The organism is Chryseobacterium proteolyticum (genome assembly GCF_046591535.1).
GTDB lineage: Bacteria > Bacteroidota > Bacteroidia > Flavobacteriales > Weeksellaceae > Chryseobacterium > Chryseobacterium proteolyticum.
Genome location: NZ_JBJLWK010000001.1, coordinates 391,011 through 404,515, shown reverse-complemented (window position 1 = coordinate 404,515; position 13,505 = coordinate 391,011). Strand labels below are relative to the sequence as shown.

18 protein-coding genes are annotated in these 13,505 nt (G+C 35.6%); 8 read left to right on the top strand and 10 right to left on the bottom strand.

The genetic code is table 11. From position 1 onward, the window contains the following. Positions 1–9: 9 nt before the first annotated feature. Both ACJ5H0_RS01730 and ACJ5H0_RS01725 read right to left on the bottom strand, forming a co-directional pair. Positions 10–264 (bottom strand): NAD(P)H-binding protein, encoded by a 255-nt coding sequence (locus ACJ5H0_RS01730; protein WP_411248048.1) that lies wholly within the window; start codon positions 262–264, stop codon positions 10–12. After that, on the bottom strand, positions 215–649 hold the full coding sequence (locus ACJ5H0_RS01725; protein ID WP_411246903.1) for an NAD(P)-dependent oxidoreductase: 435 nt from the start codon (positions 647–649) through the stop codon (positions 215–217). The genes ACJ5H0_RS01730 and ACJ5H0_RS01725 overlap by 50 nt, the downstream gene beginning before the upstream one ends. Positions 650–957: 308 nt before the next feature. On the opposite strand from ACJ5H0_RS01725, the gene ACJ5H0_RS01720 reads away from it, so the two are divergent. After that, on the top strand, positions 958–2,064 hold the full coding sequence (locus ACJ5H0_RS01720; RefSeq protein ID WP_411246902.1) for an epoxide hydrolase family protein: 1,107 nt from the start codon (positions 958–960) through the stop codon (positions 2,062–2,064). Between the two features lie 362 nt (positions 2,065–2,426). Here ACJ5H0_RS01720 and ACJ5H0_RS01715 read toward each other — a convergent pair whose 3' ends face one another. From ACJ5H0_RS01715 to ACJ5H0_RS01695, 5 genes are all read right to left on the bottom strand, one after another. Beyond that, positions 2,427–3,158 (bottom strand): hypothetical protein, encoded by a 732-nt coding sequence (locus ACJ5H0_RS01715; protein WP_411246900.1) that lies wholly within the window; start codon positions 3,156–3,158, stop codon positions 2,427–2,429. Between the two features lie 101 nt (positions 3,159–3,259). Further along, positions 3,260–3,556, bottom strand: coding sequence for a hypothetical protein (locus tag ACJ5H0_RS01710; protein ID WP_411246898.1), 297 nt, complete (start codon positions 3,554–3,556; stop codon positions 3,260–3,262). 618 nt (positions 3,557–4,174) lie between these two features. After that, a complete protein-coding gene (locus ACJ5H0_RS01705; protein ID WP_411246896.1) occupies positions 4,175–4,672 on the bottom strand; it encodes a hypothetical protein in 498 nt (165 codons plus the stop codon). After that, positions 4,672–5,193: a hypothetical protein gene (locus ACJ5H0_RS01700; RefSeq protein ID WP_411246893.1), complete on the bottom strand. Its 522-nt coding sequence runs from the start codon at positions 5,191–5,193 to the stop codon at positions 4,672–4,674. Before ACJ5H0_RS01700 ends, ACJ5H0_RS01705 begins: the two co-directional genes overlap by 1 nt. Beyond that, positions 5,165–5,488, bottom strand: coding sequence for a DUF4870 domain-containing protein (locus ACJ5H0_RS01695; protein ID WP_172283152.1), 324 nt, complete (start codon positions 5,486–5,488; stop codon positions 5,165–5,167). The genes ACJ5H0_RS01700 and ACJ5H0_RS01695 overlap by 29 nt, the downstream gene beginning before the upstream one ends. A gap of 233 nt (positions 5,489–5,721) precedes the next feature. On the opposite strand from ACJ5H0_RS01695, the gene ACJ5H0_RS01690 reads away from it, so the two are divergent. The 4 genes from ACJ5H0_RS01690 (at position 5,722) to ACJ5H0_RS01675 (ending at position 9,073) form a co-directional block, all read left to right on the top strand. Further along, a complete protein-coding gene (locus ACJ5H0_RS01690; protein WP_411246889.1) occupies positions 5,722–6,327 on the top strand; it encodes a hypothetical protein in 606 nt (201 codons plus the stop codon). Positions 6,328–6,546: 219 nt separating this feature from the next. Next, on the top strand, positions 6,547–7,581 hold the full coding sequence (locus ACJ5H0_RS01685) for a helix-turn-helix transcriptional regulator (RefSeq protein WP_411246887.1): 1,035 nt from the start codon (positions 6,547–6,549) through the stop codon (positions 7,579–7,581). Positions 7,582–7,632: 51 nt separating this feature from the next. Then, on the top strand, positions 7,633–8,442 hold the full coding sequence (locus ACJ5H0_RS01680) for a hypothetical protein (RefSeq protein WP_411246885.1): 810 nt from the start codon (positions 7,633–7,635) through the stop codon (positions 8,440–8,442). Further along, complete coding sequence (locus tag ACJ5H0_RS01675) at positions 8,396–9,073, top strand: S41 family peptidase (protein ID WP_411246883.1); 678 nt, start codon at positions 8,396–8,398, stop codon at positions 9,071–9,073. The genes ACJ5H0_RS01680 and ACJ5H0_RS01675 overlap by 47 nt, the downstream gene beginning before the upstream one ends. A gap of 50 nt (positions 9,074–9,123) precedes the next feature. Here ACJ5H0_RS01675 and ACJ5H0_RS01670 read toward each other — a convergent pair whose 3' ends face one another. Both ACJ5H0_RS01670 and ACJ5H0_RS01665 read right to left on the bottom strand, forming a co-directional pair. Then, complete coding sequence (locus tag ACJ5H0_RS01670) at positions 9,124–10,272, bottom strand: hypothetical protein (RefSeq protein WP_411246881.1); 1,149 nt, start codon at positions 10,270–10,272, stop codon at positions 9,124–9,126. Positions 10,273–10,342: 70 nt separating this feature from the next. Next, the gene (locus ACJ5H0_RS01665; RefSeq protein WP_273647867.1) at positions 10,343–10,792 is read right to left on the bottom strand and encodes a DUF1569 domain-containing protein; all 450 of its coding nucleotides are present in this window, start codon (positions 10,790–10,792) and stop codon (positions 10,343–10,345) included. A 120-nt stretch (positions 10,793–10,912) separates the two neighbouring features. Between ACJ5H0_RS01665 and ACJ5H0_RS01660 the strand changes: the two genes are divergently transcribed. The 3 genes from ACJ5H0_RS01660 to ACJ5H0_RS01650 are packed head-to-tail and all read left to right on the top strand — an operon-like array spanning position 10,913 to position 12,503. Continuing rightward, complete coding sequence (locus ACJ5H0_RS01660; protein WP_411246879.1) at positions 10,913–11,899, top strand: GlxA family transcriptional regulator; 987 nt, start codon at positions 10,913–10,915, stop codon at positions 11,897–11,899. 30 nt (positions 11,900–11,929) lie between these two features. Beyond that, the gene (locus tag ACJ5H0_RS01655) at positions 11,930–12,196 is read left to right on the top strand and encodes an AAA family ATPase (protein WP_411246877.1); all 267 of its coding nucleotides are present in this window, start codon (positions 11,930–11,932) and stop codon (positions 12,194–12,196) included. Positions 12,197–12,230: 34 nt separating this feature from the next. Then, on the top strand, positions 12,231–12,503 hold the full coding sequence (locus ACJ5H0_RS01650; protein ID WP_411246875.1) for an AAA family ATPase: 273 nt from the start codon (positions 12,231–12,233) through the stop codon (positions 12,501–12,503). Between the two features lie 37 nt (positions 12,504–12,540). Here the strand turns inward: ACJ5H0_RS01650 and ACJ5H0_RS01645 are convergent, their stop codons facing one another. Then, entirely contained in the window at positions 12,541–13,455 is a 915-nt protein-coding gene (locus ACJ5H0_RS01645) for a helix-turn-helix domain-containing protein (protein ID WP_411246873.1), read from the bottom strand. Positions 13,456–13,505 lie beyond the last annotated feature (50 nt).

The window sequence follows — 13,505 nt, the reverse complement described above, 5'->3', positions numbered from 1 at the left end:
TAAATGATCTTAAAGTACATTATACAAAAAGGGGCTTTCCCTGATGTATGTTGTATCTTCAATTTGTGAAATCAGAAATTCCGCCAGGTCTGCTACGCTGATATTTTCACCCTTACAATCTTCCAGATTGGTTTCCACATTGAAATGTTCATCGGTCTGAATAATTAAAGGAAGTCTTACCAATGTCCAGTCCAGATCTGTTGTCGTAAGCAATTCATATTCTGTCTGCTTGTCTTTCGTTGTTTTCGGATAGTTTTGATACATCCAGTCTGTTGCCTGTTTCACCTTTATATTTTTTTTTATCAAAAGGGGTGTTAACATTCAATCCGGTAGTTACAATATATCTTTTAAGACCGTGAAAGGTCATCGCCTTTAGAATATTTCCCGTGGCATCACTGAATATAGGATCTTCACCAACCGGCTGCCCTAAAGTACTGATAACACAGCTGCAATCTTTAAGTAAAGCATGAACGGACTGATAATTTCTGGCATCCCCTTTCATAATTTCTATCAGAGAATTTTTTGATTTAAAATTCTCGGGATTTCTGAGCAAAAGTTTAATGGAATAGCCTTTTTCCAAAAGCTGACGAACAAGATATTTTCCGGATTTTCCGGTACCGCCGATCACGGCTATTGTATTTGTTTTCATAAGAATCTCTTTAATGTTATAAACTGTACACGCCGGTAATATAATATTACCATTGGTTTTGTTTTTATGTAAATATAAAATGACAAGGAGTCCAGGAGCCTGAACCCTTATAAAGCCCGGTTATAGAATCTTACCGGTAAATACTGATGATATTTATAAAGAGATTTTAATAGGATAAATTTACTTATTTAATTTAAAACAGCAGTATAAAAATTTATAAATATCTAATTAATACGACTTTACAAACAATTAAAGAATTATATTTGTTAAGAACCATAATGCAACTCATACAACCAAATTCAAATCATATGAAACCATTTACCGTAAACATTTCAGAGACTGTTCTTACAGATCTGAAAAACCGAATTCAAAACACCCGATGGCCCGGAGAAGCTGAAGGTTCTGACTGGCACTTCGGAACAAGCGAAAAGTACCTGAAGGAAATTACAGACTACTGGATCAATGGATACGACTGGAAAAAACATCAAGACCAGTTGAATCAGTATCCCCAATATACAACTGACATTGACGGCATTCAGATTCATTTCCAGTATATAAAAGGAAAAGGAAGCAATTCCATCCCTTTATTGCTAACCCACGGCTGGCCGGATACCTTTTATCGTTTTCACAAAATAATTCCTCTGCTTACGGAGGGTGAACAAACTTTTGATCTTATTATTCCTTCTATTCCCGGGTTTGGCTTTTCTGATAAGATTGCCATTAGTAGTGAAGCCGTAGCAGATGTATGGATCAAATTAATGACGGAAACATTAGGGTATAATAAATTTTGTGCTGCGGGTGGAGACGTGGGAATGGGAGTTACCAAAGCTTTAGCTTCCAAATATCCGGATATTATGGAGAGAGTTCATTTTACGGATATCGGTTATCCTATGGGACAGGAAGATCCGAATACAATGACAGAGGAAGAAAAGCTATTTGCCCAGTTTGTACAACGCTGGTGGTATTCCGAAGGTGCTTACGCTATGGTTCACTCTACAAAACCACAATCATTGGCTTATGCACTCAATGACTCTCCTGTCGGGTTAGCGGCATGGATCATTAGTTTTGGAAACGCCGGTGCTCCTCCTGAATTAATCGAAACAGCTTTTGGAGGACGCGATGAGTTGCTTACGAATATTATGATCTATTGGGTCACCCAGACCATCGGTACATCCATGAGAATGTATAAAGCCGATGCTATAGCACAATGGGGAGGATCTCAGCCATTGGAAAAAACCGATGTTCCTGCGGGAATTGTAGTGCTTCCCCGTGAGGCCCAGTTTCCCAGAGAATGGGCAGAACGATTTGTCAATGTTGTCTCTTTTAAAAAACTGGATAATGGCGGCCATTTTGCAGCATTGGAAATACCCGAGGTATTTTCAGATGAATTGAGATCATTCTTTTATTCTTTGTAGCTGCGCTAAGAATTGGTTCTCAAAACACCATGATAAGGACAAAAACCTCAAATTGGTTAACTCAATAAATATATTGAAAGACCGAATCACAGACTTATCCACAAAAAAATGTGGATAACTTGTGAATTTTAACATTTAATTCATGTTTTGTATTAAAATTATTCCTACATTTACTATGTAATACAACTGAAATGAAATCGTTTTTTGCTTTTTTCAGATTTGAAATTGCAATTAAATTTATAAAAATTTAAGCACAGCATTGTCGGCTGTGCTTTTTATTGTTGTCTAATTAAAAAAATGAGATGTATTTATCTACTGGATCCGCTCCTAAAGAGCGGATTCTTTTATATTATACCTCCTTACTACTCTCTCTCAAATTTTTTTAATGTTCCGTTTTCGTTTAGCTCAATTGAATAGCGTTCCCTGCTTCCGTTAATGCTTGAAGGATACCATCTTATCATATTGTTCCAGACCGAAATGGAAATATTTGTAACAGGCTTTGCTCCTTCAACGCGAGCTGTTTTTTCATTATAGATTTCTGCCGCTTTGGCAATATTTACGAAAGGAAGCTTTCTTAAGGGGATCAACCTGGTTTTAATATTATCTTTAACGGATAATTGTTCCGGGCTGGGATCAGACCATTTACCATTTTCATAACGGTAATTGTCTATGTATTCCGGGTTCTGAGGATGCTGAAGCATCAGCCTGATATTGCCATCGTTATAAAAATAAACGGAAGAGTAGATAAAGATCTCTTTACCCATGTACTGAAGCAGCTTTTTCAGTGCTTCCTCAGCTTTGATTAATTTTTCTTCGTTGCTGAGAAAGTCTGTGCTTTTACCTTCCTGATGAGTCTGAACATGGGTTTTAGTATGTTTTTCCAAAATAGTATTGACCATATGCTGCGCTTCTTCTATCTGCCGTTCTACTGCAGGATCAAATGGGCTTTCAGGAAAAGTTTCTTCCTTTTTTACATAGGTAGAGATACTATCTTTTGGTACAGGCTTAAAGGTATCCTTAACACTCTTTGAAATCTGTTCGCAACCTGTAAAAAGAGTACTGCCTGCAATTATTATAATGATTGATTTTTTCATGGTGTTAACTAATTTGATCCAAATCAGAGGCAAATGCAACAAGGTCAGGATTTTCTTTGAGGTAAAAAATATCTATGTTTGCCTGTTTTACTATATTCAAGTCAAGAAGATTTACAATTTTTTTTGAGCTCTGCCCTTCTTGTATGATTTTGGAAATCTATATATTCTACTTTAAACAGAACCATAGGCTGTTCATTAATATAGGTTCCTGTCTGGTTGGCGCTCAGTAATCTGGCTGTAGTTTTTATCCCTTTCAATTTAATAAGCGCTGCTTCACCCTTTTTTTTTCCTTCAAATACTCTTATAATCAAAGGAAATCCTACTCTATACAGCAAAAGAATGGCTGGGCAAAGAATAAGAGGATGCCAGAAAACCATAAACCTCCAACCCATTCCCATACTTTCCGTATGATAAGAGTAGATATAATACCAGGAAATAATTGCAACAAGCGCAAGCCATCCTAAGCAAATAAGAGAAATAGTCAGGATACTGATCTTCGCTTCAGTTCCTGCAAAAATAAAATAAGGTTCTCTTTTTACTTCTTTGTCAATAAGAATATCAATCTTTTTCCCGGCTTCAAATCGATGCTGCTGAGGTTTTGAATCGTTTACCGTTGTTTTCTGGACAATTTCAGTATCTACTAAATTTTTAAATAATAGTTTTAGGTCATAAGAGTTATATTTACTCTCCTCCTTTATTTTTATAGCTTCAATTATTTCGGCTTTGCGAGGGACTCCATTTTTGTTTAAATATTCAATATTCTTTTTTGCTGTAAAATTAGACAGGATCCATTTGCGAAAATACCCGGTAAGAATAATGATCCATAATATAAGAGAAACGGCTAAAATACCTAAAGCAAGCCATGGGTTTACAAAGCTGAGATCAGTAGGATCATCCCCCCCTGATGTTGTAATACAAAATCATTGGAAATGGGATTGCAAAAAACAACATATACAGTATCCAGAATATAACAATCTTTTTTTTCATATTGATATGTATTTGGAGTGACTTTAGATTTAAGGATTATTTACAAACTCAAGAATAGGATTCAGTATCTGTTCTACGTATTCATCCTCTCTCCTATTACTTCTTTTACTTCCGGAAAAGGTATCACTAATAGGATAATTTCTTAGAAACTGTTTCTTCTTTTTACCTATGGCATAAGCCCTGTCACCATATTCTGCAGTATTGATAATTGTCATTTCATCAAAAGCCATTAATCTTTTTCTTACCGACAATGGGTAAATCTTGTAAATACTGTTTGTTTTTTTATCAAACAGGAATTTTATACCGGCCCAAAAGATAAAATCATATACCGCATACAATAACATGATCCCACCAAGGCCATGCAACGTATATCGGATGTTATCATTCAGCTGAGTGAAAAAGGGAACAAAACAGAATATAACAATAGCCAGAAAAACGAATATCTTTATCTTTGGTAAATATCCGAAATAAGGTTTTATACTTAATTCAGTGGAGGTTATTTCCAGTTGATATTTATTCGATTCCATTATTTTTCTGCAATATTCATGATTTCGCTTACTTCATTAATGGCATTTTGTGGAGTTCTTGAACTAAAAAGCCCTACAACGACCGGAACTCTCTTCTCTCTGCCATTCTGATCAAATATTAAGAAAGCTGTACTGTCCATGGTGATAAAAAGATATTTTCCCACGAGTACATAAAATTGTTCAAAATCTTCAAAACGGTAAACAGCTTCTCCACTCAATATATTATTTTTATGAATGATGGTTCTGGCCTGTGTATCGATGATCAATTTTTTTGTTGTCCTCAACAAATTAACCAATGCAAAGAACACGAAAAGAACAGCTGACCAAAGCCTTATCTTATTTTCCGGAGGGATTATGTAATACAAAACAACAGCTATTACTACACATAATATTGTTCTTAGAACTGCAGTTGAGACTTTGGTTTTAAGATGAAACTGATTGCCTTCACGGATGAAATATTTATAATCGTCCATATTAATTTTCCTGCTTGTGTTAACCAATGAAATTAAATTTATCTTCAAACATTTTTCCGAATACGGGAACCGGCTTTTCTGCTCCGTTTGCGGCATTAATGATTCCCAATATCCAGAATATGGTAATAAGAAGTCCTGCGATACCTAAAAAAGATAATGCAGGTGTCACAGAAACCAGTATTCTCATTAAAATATTGAAAAGGATACTTATAATCATAAGTCCTAAAGACTGTCTTAAATGATATTTAAGTAGAGCGTCTGCATTGTCTTTTCCTGATAGATAGGCTATAATCCAGCCTATAGGAGTAATATAGGAAACGATAGATAAAGTTTTGTTGTTCATAAAAATCTGTGATTAATTATACAGCAATATTGCTAAGACAAAGATTCGTTTGAATGGCGCGTATTTCCAAACTTTATGATGCTACAAAACATCTACTTCTCTTATAAGGGTGTCTACAATATGACTACAGGAATCAAACAGCACTGGTTTCCAGCACCTTGCTATTCTATATATTCGTCCATATTTACAAACTTTTATGCGGGAATCTAACAAATTATCTTAATTTTAAGTATATGAAATCTGTATTCTACAAAATATTTTTATGGACCTGTTTAGGAATAAGCTGTCATGTTTTTCCTCAAGGTGTGTATACCGACAGTCTTCAATCGGCAATTAATAATCCGGCCACTGAGGAAAAAGAAAAGCCCTTTTTATTAAATCAACTTGCAGAAGCTTACAGAATAAACAGAAACTATTCTGCTGCCGAAAATAAGGCAAGGCAGAGTGCCCGTATCGCCTTAAGGAATAAGAATTACCTTGAAGCAACAAAAGCTTATACACTTCTCACAGTTATAAAAGCCAATGATCAGCAAATAGCCTCATTAAAAAAGATAAGTGATTCGGCTTTAATGATTGCCCAACAATCTAAAAATCCTCAGGCAATGGCTTCCGCATATTATGCAAAAGTGTTCTTGTATAAAACTTTGGATGACCACGAAAAAAGGATAAAATATTGTCAGCTCGGGTTAAAAAAGCTGGAAAAATCACCGGACCCTTATATTGCAGCCTGTTTTTATTATCAGCTTTATGCTTCATATTCAACATGGAATAATGTACCCCAAGTCAATAACTATGCGCACAAAACAGTTGAAAATGCAAAAAAAAACAAAAAATTATAATCTTCTCAGTAATGCGTATGCAGCCTTATCCGTTGCCCACGAATATAATTACAATTCTTCCAAAGAAAAAAAAAGGACTGGACAGTGTTCTCTTTTATTTAAGAAAGTCTGAAGATCTTTATCTGAAATATCCAACAAGAGTATCCAGATATACCTATGCCATCACTTGTAACAATATTGCCAATGTATATTTAAAATATTTTCCAGCCAATGATAAAGATGCAGAAAAAAAAAGCCATTTATTATGCCGAGACAGCGGGGAATATATTAAAAGATAATCCTAATGCTTCAGAAGTTAAAGCCAGTAGCTTTGGGATATTAAGTGAATATGCCAAAAGAGATGGTAATACTCTTTTAGAAGAAAAGTATCTATTAGAAGCTTATCATCTGATGAAAGCCGATAAAGCCCCATACTATTATACTTTAATCAATATTACCCAGGCTTTGTCTAACTTTTATAAAAATCAGGGCAATTTTGAAAAAGCTTTGGATTTTCAGGCGGAAGTAACCGAATACAGCGACAAGAATTTTAATCAGCAGCAAGCCCTTAATGCACAGAAGCTTGAGATACAATTTGAAACAGAAAAAAAGAATAATGAAGTGAAAATACTCAAAGAAAGGGAGGAAAGCCGTAAACTTCAAAACTATTTATATGTTTGCATTGCTATCGCTTCATTACTTGGACTCCTTTTTATGTTTCGTTCCTACCATTTCAAACTGCGTCTTTCCTTAGAACGGGAGAAACAACTTGAATTCGAAAAACATGAATCTGAAATGCAGGTAAAACTGGAGAAGGAAGAACAGGCAAGATTAAGGGCAGAACAACAACTGCTGGAAGCCCAGCAGCAGCAACTCCAAAAAGAAGCAATGGCCAACGTCCTTCAGCTGGAACATAAAAACCGCATGTTGCATAGCATCAAAGATAAACTTGCCGATGACAGCTCTCTGAATATGCAGAAGATTATGAAAGAAGAGCTCGTTCTTGATAATGATTTTGAAGATGCAAAACTCCAGATCCAGAGAGTTCACCCCGATTTCTTTAACCTCATCAACGAAAAAGCCCATAAAAAGCTTACCCTTCTTGATATGAAGCTTTGTGCTTACCTTTATCTTAAAATGGATACCCGCCAGATTTCCCAATTGATGCATATCGAGCCTAAAAGTGTAAGAATGAGCCGCTACAGGATCAAACAAAAATTAGGACTGGATAAAGAGGAAGATCTTAACCTTTTCCTTCAGAAATTAGGTAATTAGAGAGTTGTATATTTTTTAAATATTCCTATTTTTAGAAATCAAATTTAAACCATGAAAAAAATTTCCATTGGTATTTTTCTTTTGGCCGGTAGCATCTTTGCGTCAGCCCAATTACAAAATCCCGGCTTTGAAAAAACAGAAAACAATTATCCTTCGGATTGGAGCCATAAAGTCCTCGACCCATATGAGATGAAATATGATGGTGAGGTTAAACACTCCGGTAACGGCTCATTACAAATCTTCGGTAAACAGGATCATGTTAATGAATTACAAACTTTCTCTCAAAAAGTAAAGATTCCTGGAAAAGGATTAAGAAAAGTTGAAATCGGTGCTTTTATAAAATCAGCAAATATCCAGGGTAATATTTCTCTGTGGGCACAGGTTTGGGATGGAAAGAATACTATGGTTGATTTCGGAAATTCTTTTTCCCAAAACCGTAAAATAGTCCAAAATGAAGATTGGAAAAAGTACACCCTGGAATTTATACTTAATGATCAGGCAGACTACTTTGTATTGGGTGGCTTTTTAAAAGGAAGTGGTAAAGTTTGGTTTGATGATTTTTCTGTCACGGAAATCCCATTTTCCGATAAGGAAGCTTCGAAGACCGCTTTGAAGTATATCAATCAATTTAAAAACATCGTAAAGAAAAATTCGATTTTTAAAGATAAAATAGACTGGAGTTCACTTGATAATAACCTTCAGAAACTTTCCGGAGGTATGGTAACAGAGGAAGATACAGCTCCTGCTATTCAACATATTATAAAAGTGTTGCGGGCTGCAGGAGATAATCATTCTTTCGTGGACAATAGACAATATGCTGAAGAAAAAAAAGAGTACAAAAAGTTCTCCTATCGAACCTGAATATAAATTATTGGACCAAAAGATCGGTTATATTATGGTCCCCCCATTTTCATCTCTTAACAAAGAAGTAGGTAATGCTTTTGCTGAAAAAATACAGGGTATGATTAAAAAGCTTGATTCAGAAAACACCCTGAAAGGCTGGATTGTAGATCTCAGATCCAATACCGGAGGCAATATGTATCCCATGATAACGGGATTGGGCCCCTTAACAGGAGAAGGAGCTTTGGGTTATTTTACAAAAGATGGAAAAAGCAAAAGTGCCTGGAAATACAAGGATGGCAGTATGTATAGTGTTTCTGTTTCAAAACCCTATACGCTACATGATCAGAACCCTAAAATAGCAGTCTTAATAGGACCTATGACAGCCAGTAGTGGTGAGGCGACCACTATTTCCTTTATCGGAAAAAAGAATGTTAAAACCTTTGGTCAGCCTTCTGCTGGACTTACCAGTGCAAATCAGGGATACAAACTGAGTGATGGAAGAACACTTTACCTTGCGGTTTCCTACGAAATGGACCGGACAGGAAAAGAATACAAGGAAGGCATACAACCGGACATTATGATTATTCCTTCAGAGGATAAAAATGCTGATGTCGTTCTACAAAAAGCTACCGAGTGGATCATGGAATAAATATTAAAGCTCCGGATTTACCGGAGCTTTATTTCTTTCTGGCACAATTTCTATTCTTTTTTGAGCACGTACATGCTTGAAAACAATTTATTATCATCAAATATTAAATTGATTTTATAAGCAGGATTTTTAATCTCTAAATAATTGGAGTACTTTAATCCCGGATCTCCTACAACATCATTTTTACCTATGATCTTTAATACATCCTCTCCTTTCATTCCTTTTTTCAACTGATTCTCAAAGGAAACCTCCACCGCTTCAAAATCATTGATCGCATAACCTTTCAAAATGTTATTTTCCTGATCATTTTCACCGTTTTTTCCAGCTGTGAAATAAAAATGAAAATTATTATAAGTATTTTGCTGCATCAATTCTTTGAGGTCTCCTTTTGAATCTACGGTGGTTATTCTTTCAAAATTTTTGTTGAGTGAAGATTTAACAAAATCCGCTTCGGTTGAAGTACCAAGTGTAAGACCATTTATATTCCAGTTTTTATCAATTTTGATAACAGGTTTATCTTTGATATCTTTAGAATCGGTTCTGTTCTTGGTGAGTTCCTTAGTATAAGATTCATTGTCACATCCGCCAAAATCTATAAGTCCGTTCATAGCATCCCAATAACATGTTTTTGAAAGGTTTATATTATTCAGAATAATTAGCCTGTCATAGTCCGGTGCATAGAAAATATATCGATTGTCTTTTTTTACATTCCAGTATAGCCCATTATCCGTATTAGGATTTTTAATTCCCTTTCCGTAACGGCTTTCGAGCTTTTTTAGGATTTCTTTCTTCAGGGCAGGAGTTTTCATTTCTATCCTGAATCCATATATTGTGGGATCTGCTTTTTGTTTTTTCAGAATTGCAGCAAGTTCTTTTTTATCTTTAAAACCCTGCATATCAAAATGACCTCCACCAAATTTTGTAATACTGTCTGTTTTCAATCGCTCGGAATTAATCTGGAAAAATACTTTTTGTCCTTTTAAATCTATTCCGTCAAACGTAAACTTCTCTGAATTATCTATTTCAATAAATAAACAAAAGGGATATTCAACAGTATTTACTTCAACCATATTTTTATTTTTAAAGTCGATCAGATCTTCAATGGACTCATTCAATCTCAATGTTGAAAGATCTGTTTTTCCCTGTCCTTTACAGGCAATAATTAAAAGTGAGCATACTACTAAATATAGGTATTTCATGATATTAGGTAACAATTAGTGAAAGACCAATATAGCAAGAAATAATGATTAGTATCCTATATCATGAATATTATACATTAAACTGCCGTAAATGATGATCCATGTGTTTATAAACAAACATGCCCAAATCCTCTGTTTTCATTTTCCCAAAGAAATTATGGATAAAATCAGGATTTGAATAGTTTTCATAAGCAGCAATCTGCTCCAACCATATTTTTTTATATAAGTCCGTATCTCCTGTTTTTTCTTTAATGGCAAATTCACCTGCCGGTACATTTTTATCCATGACAGCTCCTTCCCGCAATAATCTTTTTAAAGCCATTCTCCCAAATAGTTTTCCCAAAAATTCCTGTTTATACTCTTGTTTATTTCTTCCTAAAATCCAATCATTCCAAACGGTACAGTGTCTGATCATCTGATAAAGATTCATTTTTCCCCACTGTGCAGTCTTATTATCTGTTAGTGCACTGATCCTTTCGATCAGCTCCTGCCTGTCTTTATGTTCAAATATTGTTTTCATAACTGATTTTTATGTAAAATTAAAGAGCCTCTTTTTAAAAGGGGCAACGCATAAATGACAACATGCAGTGCATTTTGTGCCATTTAATTATGTACTTTTGAGTATACAAGCACTGATATTATGAAACATATTTCAATTATAGTGTATGAAGATGCCATGCCTACAGCAGTCTCCACGGTAACAGCACTTTTTAGCAGTGCCAATGAGATGGCATTAATGAATGGCAGGCCACTTCCCTTTCATATAGAACTTATCGGGGTTCATCATAAAGAAGTTTCATCCGGGCTGCCTATGCAGTTTTGCTGTAGCAGAACACTGGCAGAAAAATTCGATACGGATGTGGTGATTGTGGCTCCTATGAAATCCGGACAGGAAGATGTGAATGCCATATTAACAAAAAATGCTGTACTGACGGGATGGATTCTGAAAAAGTATGAACAAAAATGTGAGATCATCAGTCTTTGTACCGGAGCATATTTCCTTGCTGAAAGCGGACTTCTTGATCATATGCCTGCGACTTCACATTGGAACGCTATAGAAGATCTTCAGTATCGATACCCTTTGATCGATTTCAAACCGGAGCATGTGGTTACCCATTCTAAGGCGATCATTACAGGCGGTGGCGGATTTTCATCATTGAATGCAATTTTGTATTTCATTGAAAAAAACTGCGGTAAAGAAGTGGCGGTTTCTTTAAGCAAATTCTATGCTCTTGACTATGGACGAAGCTCCCAGGGCATTTTTACGATCTTTTCCGGACAGCGCAGGCATAATGATGATGAAATCCATAAAGCACAAAGTTATATTGAAAAGAAATTTACAACAGAAATTTCAGTAGAACAGATCGCCAGCCAGGTGAATATGAGTCGCAGAAATTTTATCCGCCGTTTTAAAAATGCGACTTCCCTAAATCCTATAGAGTACATCCAGCGTGTAAAGGTAGAAGCTGCAAAGAAAGCTCTTGAATCTGGAGAACACAATATTGCTGACGTTACTTACAGTATCGGCTATAACGATCTTAAAACCTTCAGAACGGTCTTTAAAAGAATCACAGGACTCACTCCCGCAGATTACAGGAACAAATATAAAAGCCAGGAAATAGATTAAATCATTTTCCTTCTAAAAAACTCCATAAAAATGGGAACGAAATACCTTAGGAACAACTTTTACATCATCACCGGTGGTCCCGGTGTTGGAAAAACAACTCTACTGAACGAGCTTGAAAATGCAGGATATCGGACAGTAGAAGAAGATGCAAGACAAATCATTAAAGAACAGATAAAAAATAAAGGAAATGGACTTCCATGGGGAAACAGAGAACTCTATACGGATCTTATGATCAGTGCATCTTTACAAAGTTATGAGGCTGTTTCTGCTGTTCGGGATGAGATTGTTTTTTTTTGATCGTGGGATTATAGATGCTTTTTGCTATGCACATATGATTCAATTACCTGTTACCTCTGAAATGAAAAATATTACCACAAACTATCTCTATAATCCCCAGGTATTTATTCTTCCACCCTGGCCGGAAATCTACAGAACAGACGGCGAAAGAAAGCAAACCTGGGAAGAAGCAGCAGAAACTTATGATGTGATGAGGTCTACCTATATTGATTATGGTTATACGCCTATAGTTGTACCGCCTGATACTCCGCAGGCACGGGCAAACTTTATTCTCAGGAATATCATACAAAGTGATTTCCAACAATAAAAAGCAACCATTCTTACATTACAGCCCTTTGCGATAATCAGTTAAACGATTGCTTAAACATAAGGGGTGTGATATTCATTTTCTTTTTGAATAATTTATTAAATGATTGTGAATGCTCGAATCCCAGCTGATAAGCTATTTCTGCTACAGATAAGCTGGTGGTTGTAAGATATTCTTTCGCTTTTTCAATTAATTTTTCATGGATATGTTGCTGGGCATTTTGACCTGTAAGGTTACGAAGCATATCACTCAGGTAATGGGGTGACAGGTTCAGTCGGGAAGCCAGAAACTCAACGGTAGGAAGTCCATTTTGTAAGGTCTCCTGATCTTCAAAATAATTCTCCAGGATCTTTTCCATCCGGGAAAGAAGATCATTGCTTACGGTTTTGCGGGTAATAAACTGACGCTTATAAAATCTGTTGCTGTAATTGAGTAATACTTCAATATAAGATATAATGACATCCTGGCTGATATCGTCAATCGCAGTATGGAGTTCTCCATTGATATTATCCAGCAATCCTACGATAAGCTTCTTCTCTTTGTCGGATAAGTGAAGCGCTTCATTTGTATCGTAAGAAAAGAAGCCATATATCTTTATATTCTTAGCCAAGGGATAATTCCTAATAAAATCAGGATGTATGAATAAGGTATATCCATGGTATTCTGCTTCTTCGTCAGTGGACAGGATCTGGTTGGGAGCCGTAAACATCATTCCACCCTCGTTAAAGTCATAATATCCTTGGCCATATCCCATTTTCCCGTTCTCAGAAAATTTATATGATATCTTGTAAAAATTCAAGACAAAATTCCGGTTTAGTATTTCTTTATTTACGCTCATTGTGGTATTATCCACAAGACTGATCAGAGGATGTAGGGGTTTGGGAACCTGTAATATATCGTGCAGCTCGGAAATAGAGGAAATTTTCAGAGGAGCATTATCTTTCTTTTCCATAATATAAATGTAAGCATTATTTAAAGTTAAAAAGACAGTGCAGTCGTTAT

Bases quoted from the DNA above. Each gene is read 5' to 3' on its own strand.
- ACJ5H0_RS01650 (WP_411246875.1), top strand. From the start codon at position 12,231: ATGATTCAATTACCTGTTACCTCTGAAATGAAAAATATTACCACAAAC.
- ACJ5H0_RS01705 (WP_411246896.1), bottom strand. From the start codon at position 4,672: ATGGAATCGAATAAATATCAACTGGAAATAACCTCCACTGAATTAAGT.
- ACJ5H0_RS01725 (WP_411246903.1), bottom strand. From the start codon at position 649: ATGAAAACAAATACAATAGCCGTGATCGGCGGTACCGGAAAATCCGGA.
- ACJ5H0_RS01695 (WP_172283152.1), bottom strand. From the start codon at position 5,488: ATGAACAACAAAACTTTATCTATCGTTTCCTATATTACTCCTATAGGC.
- ACJ5H0_RS01680 (WP_411246885.1), top strand. From the start codon at position 7,633: ATGAAAAAAATTTCCATTGGTATTTTTCTTTTGGCCGGTAGCATCTTT.
- ACJ5H0_RS01720 (WP_411246902.1), top strand. From the start codon at position 958: ATGAAACCATTTACCGTAAACATTTCAGAGACTGTTCTTACAGATCTG.
- ACJ5H0_RS01670 (WP_411246881.1), bottom strand. From the start codon at position 10,272: ATGAAATACCTATATTTAGTAGTATGCTCACTTTTAATTATTGCCTGT.
- ACJ5H0_RS01685 (WP_411246887.1), top strand. From the start codon at position 6,547: ATGCAGAAAAAAAAAGCCATTTATTATGCCGAGACAGCGGGGAATATA.
- ACJ5H0_RS01655 (WP_411246877.1), top strand. From the start codon at position 11,930: ATGGGAACGAAATACCTTAGGAACAACTTTTACATCATCACCGGTGGT.
- ACJ5H0_RS01665 (WP_273647867.1), bottom strand. From the start codon at position 10,792: ATGAAAACAATATTTGAACATAAAGACAGGCAGGAGCTGATCGAAAGG.
- ACJ5H0_RS01710 (WP_411246898.1), bottom strand. From the start codon at position 3,556: ATGGGAATGGGTTGGAGGTTTATGGTTTTCTGGCATCCTCTTATTCTT.
- ACJ5H0_RS01645 (WP_411246873.1), bottom strand. From the start codon at position 13,455: ATGGAAAAGAAAGATAATGCTCCTCTGAAAATTTCCTCTATTTCCGAG.
- ACJ5H0_RS01660 (WP_411246879.1), top strand. From the start codon at position 10,913: ATGAAACATATTTCAATTATAGTGTATGAAGATGCCATGCCTACAGCA.
- ACJ5H0_RS01730 (WP_411248048.1), bottom strand. From the start codon at position 264: ATGTATCAAAACTATCCGAAAACAACGAAAGACAAGCAGACAGAATAT.
- ACJ5H0_RS01690 (WP_411246889.1), top strand. From the start codon at position 5,722: ATGAAATCTGTATTCTACAAAATATTTTTATGGACCTGTTTAGGAATA.
- ACJ5H0_RS01675 (WP_411246883.1), top strand. From the start codon at position 8,396: ATGCTGAAGAAAAAAAAGAGTACAAAAAGTTCTCCTATCGAACCTGAA.
- ACJ5H0_RS01715 (WP_411246900.1), bottom strand. From the start codon at position 3,158: ATGAAAAAATCAATCATTATAATAATTGCAGGCAGTACTCTTTTTACA.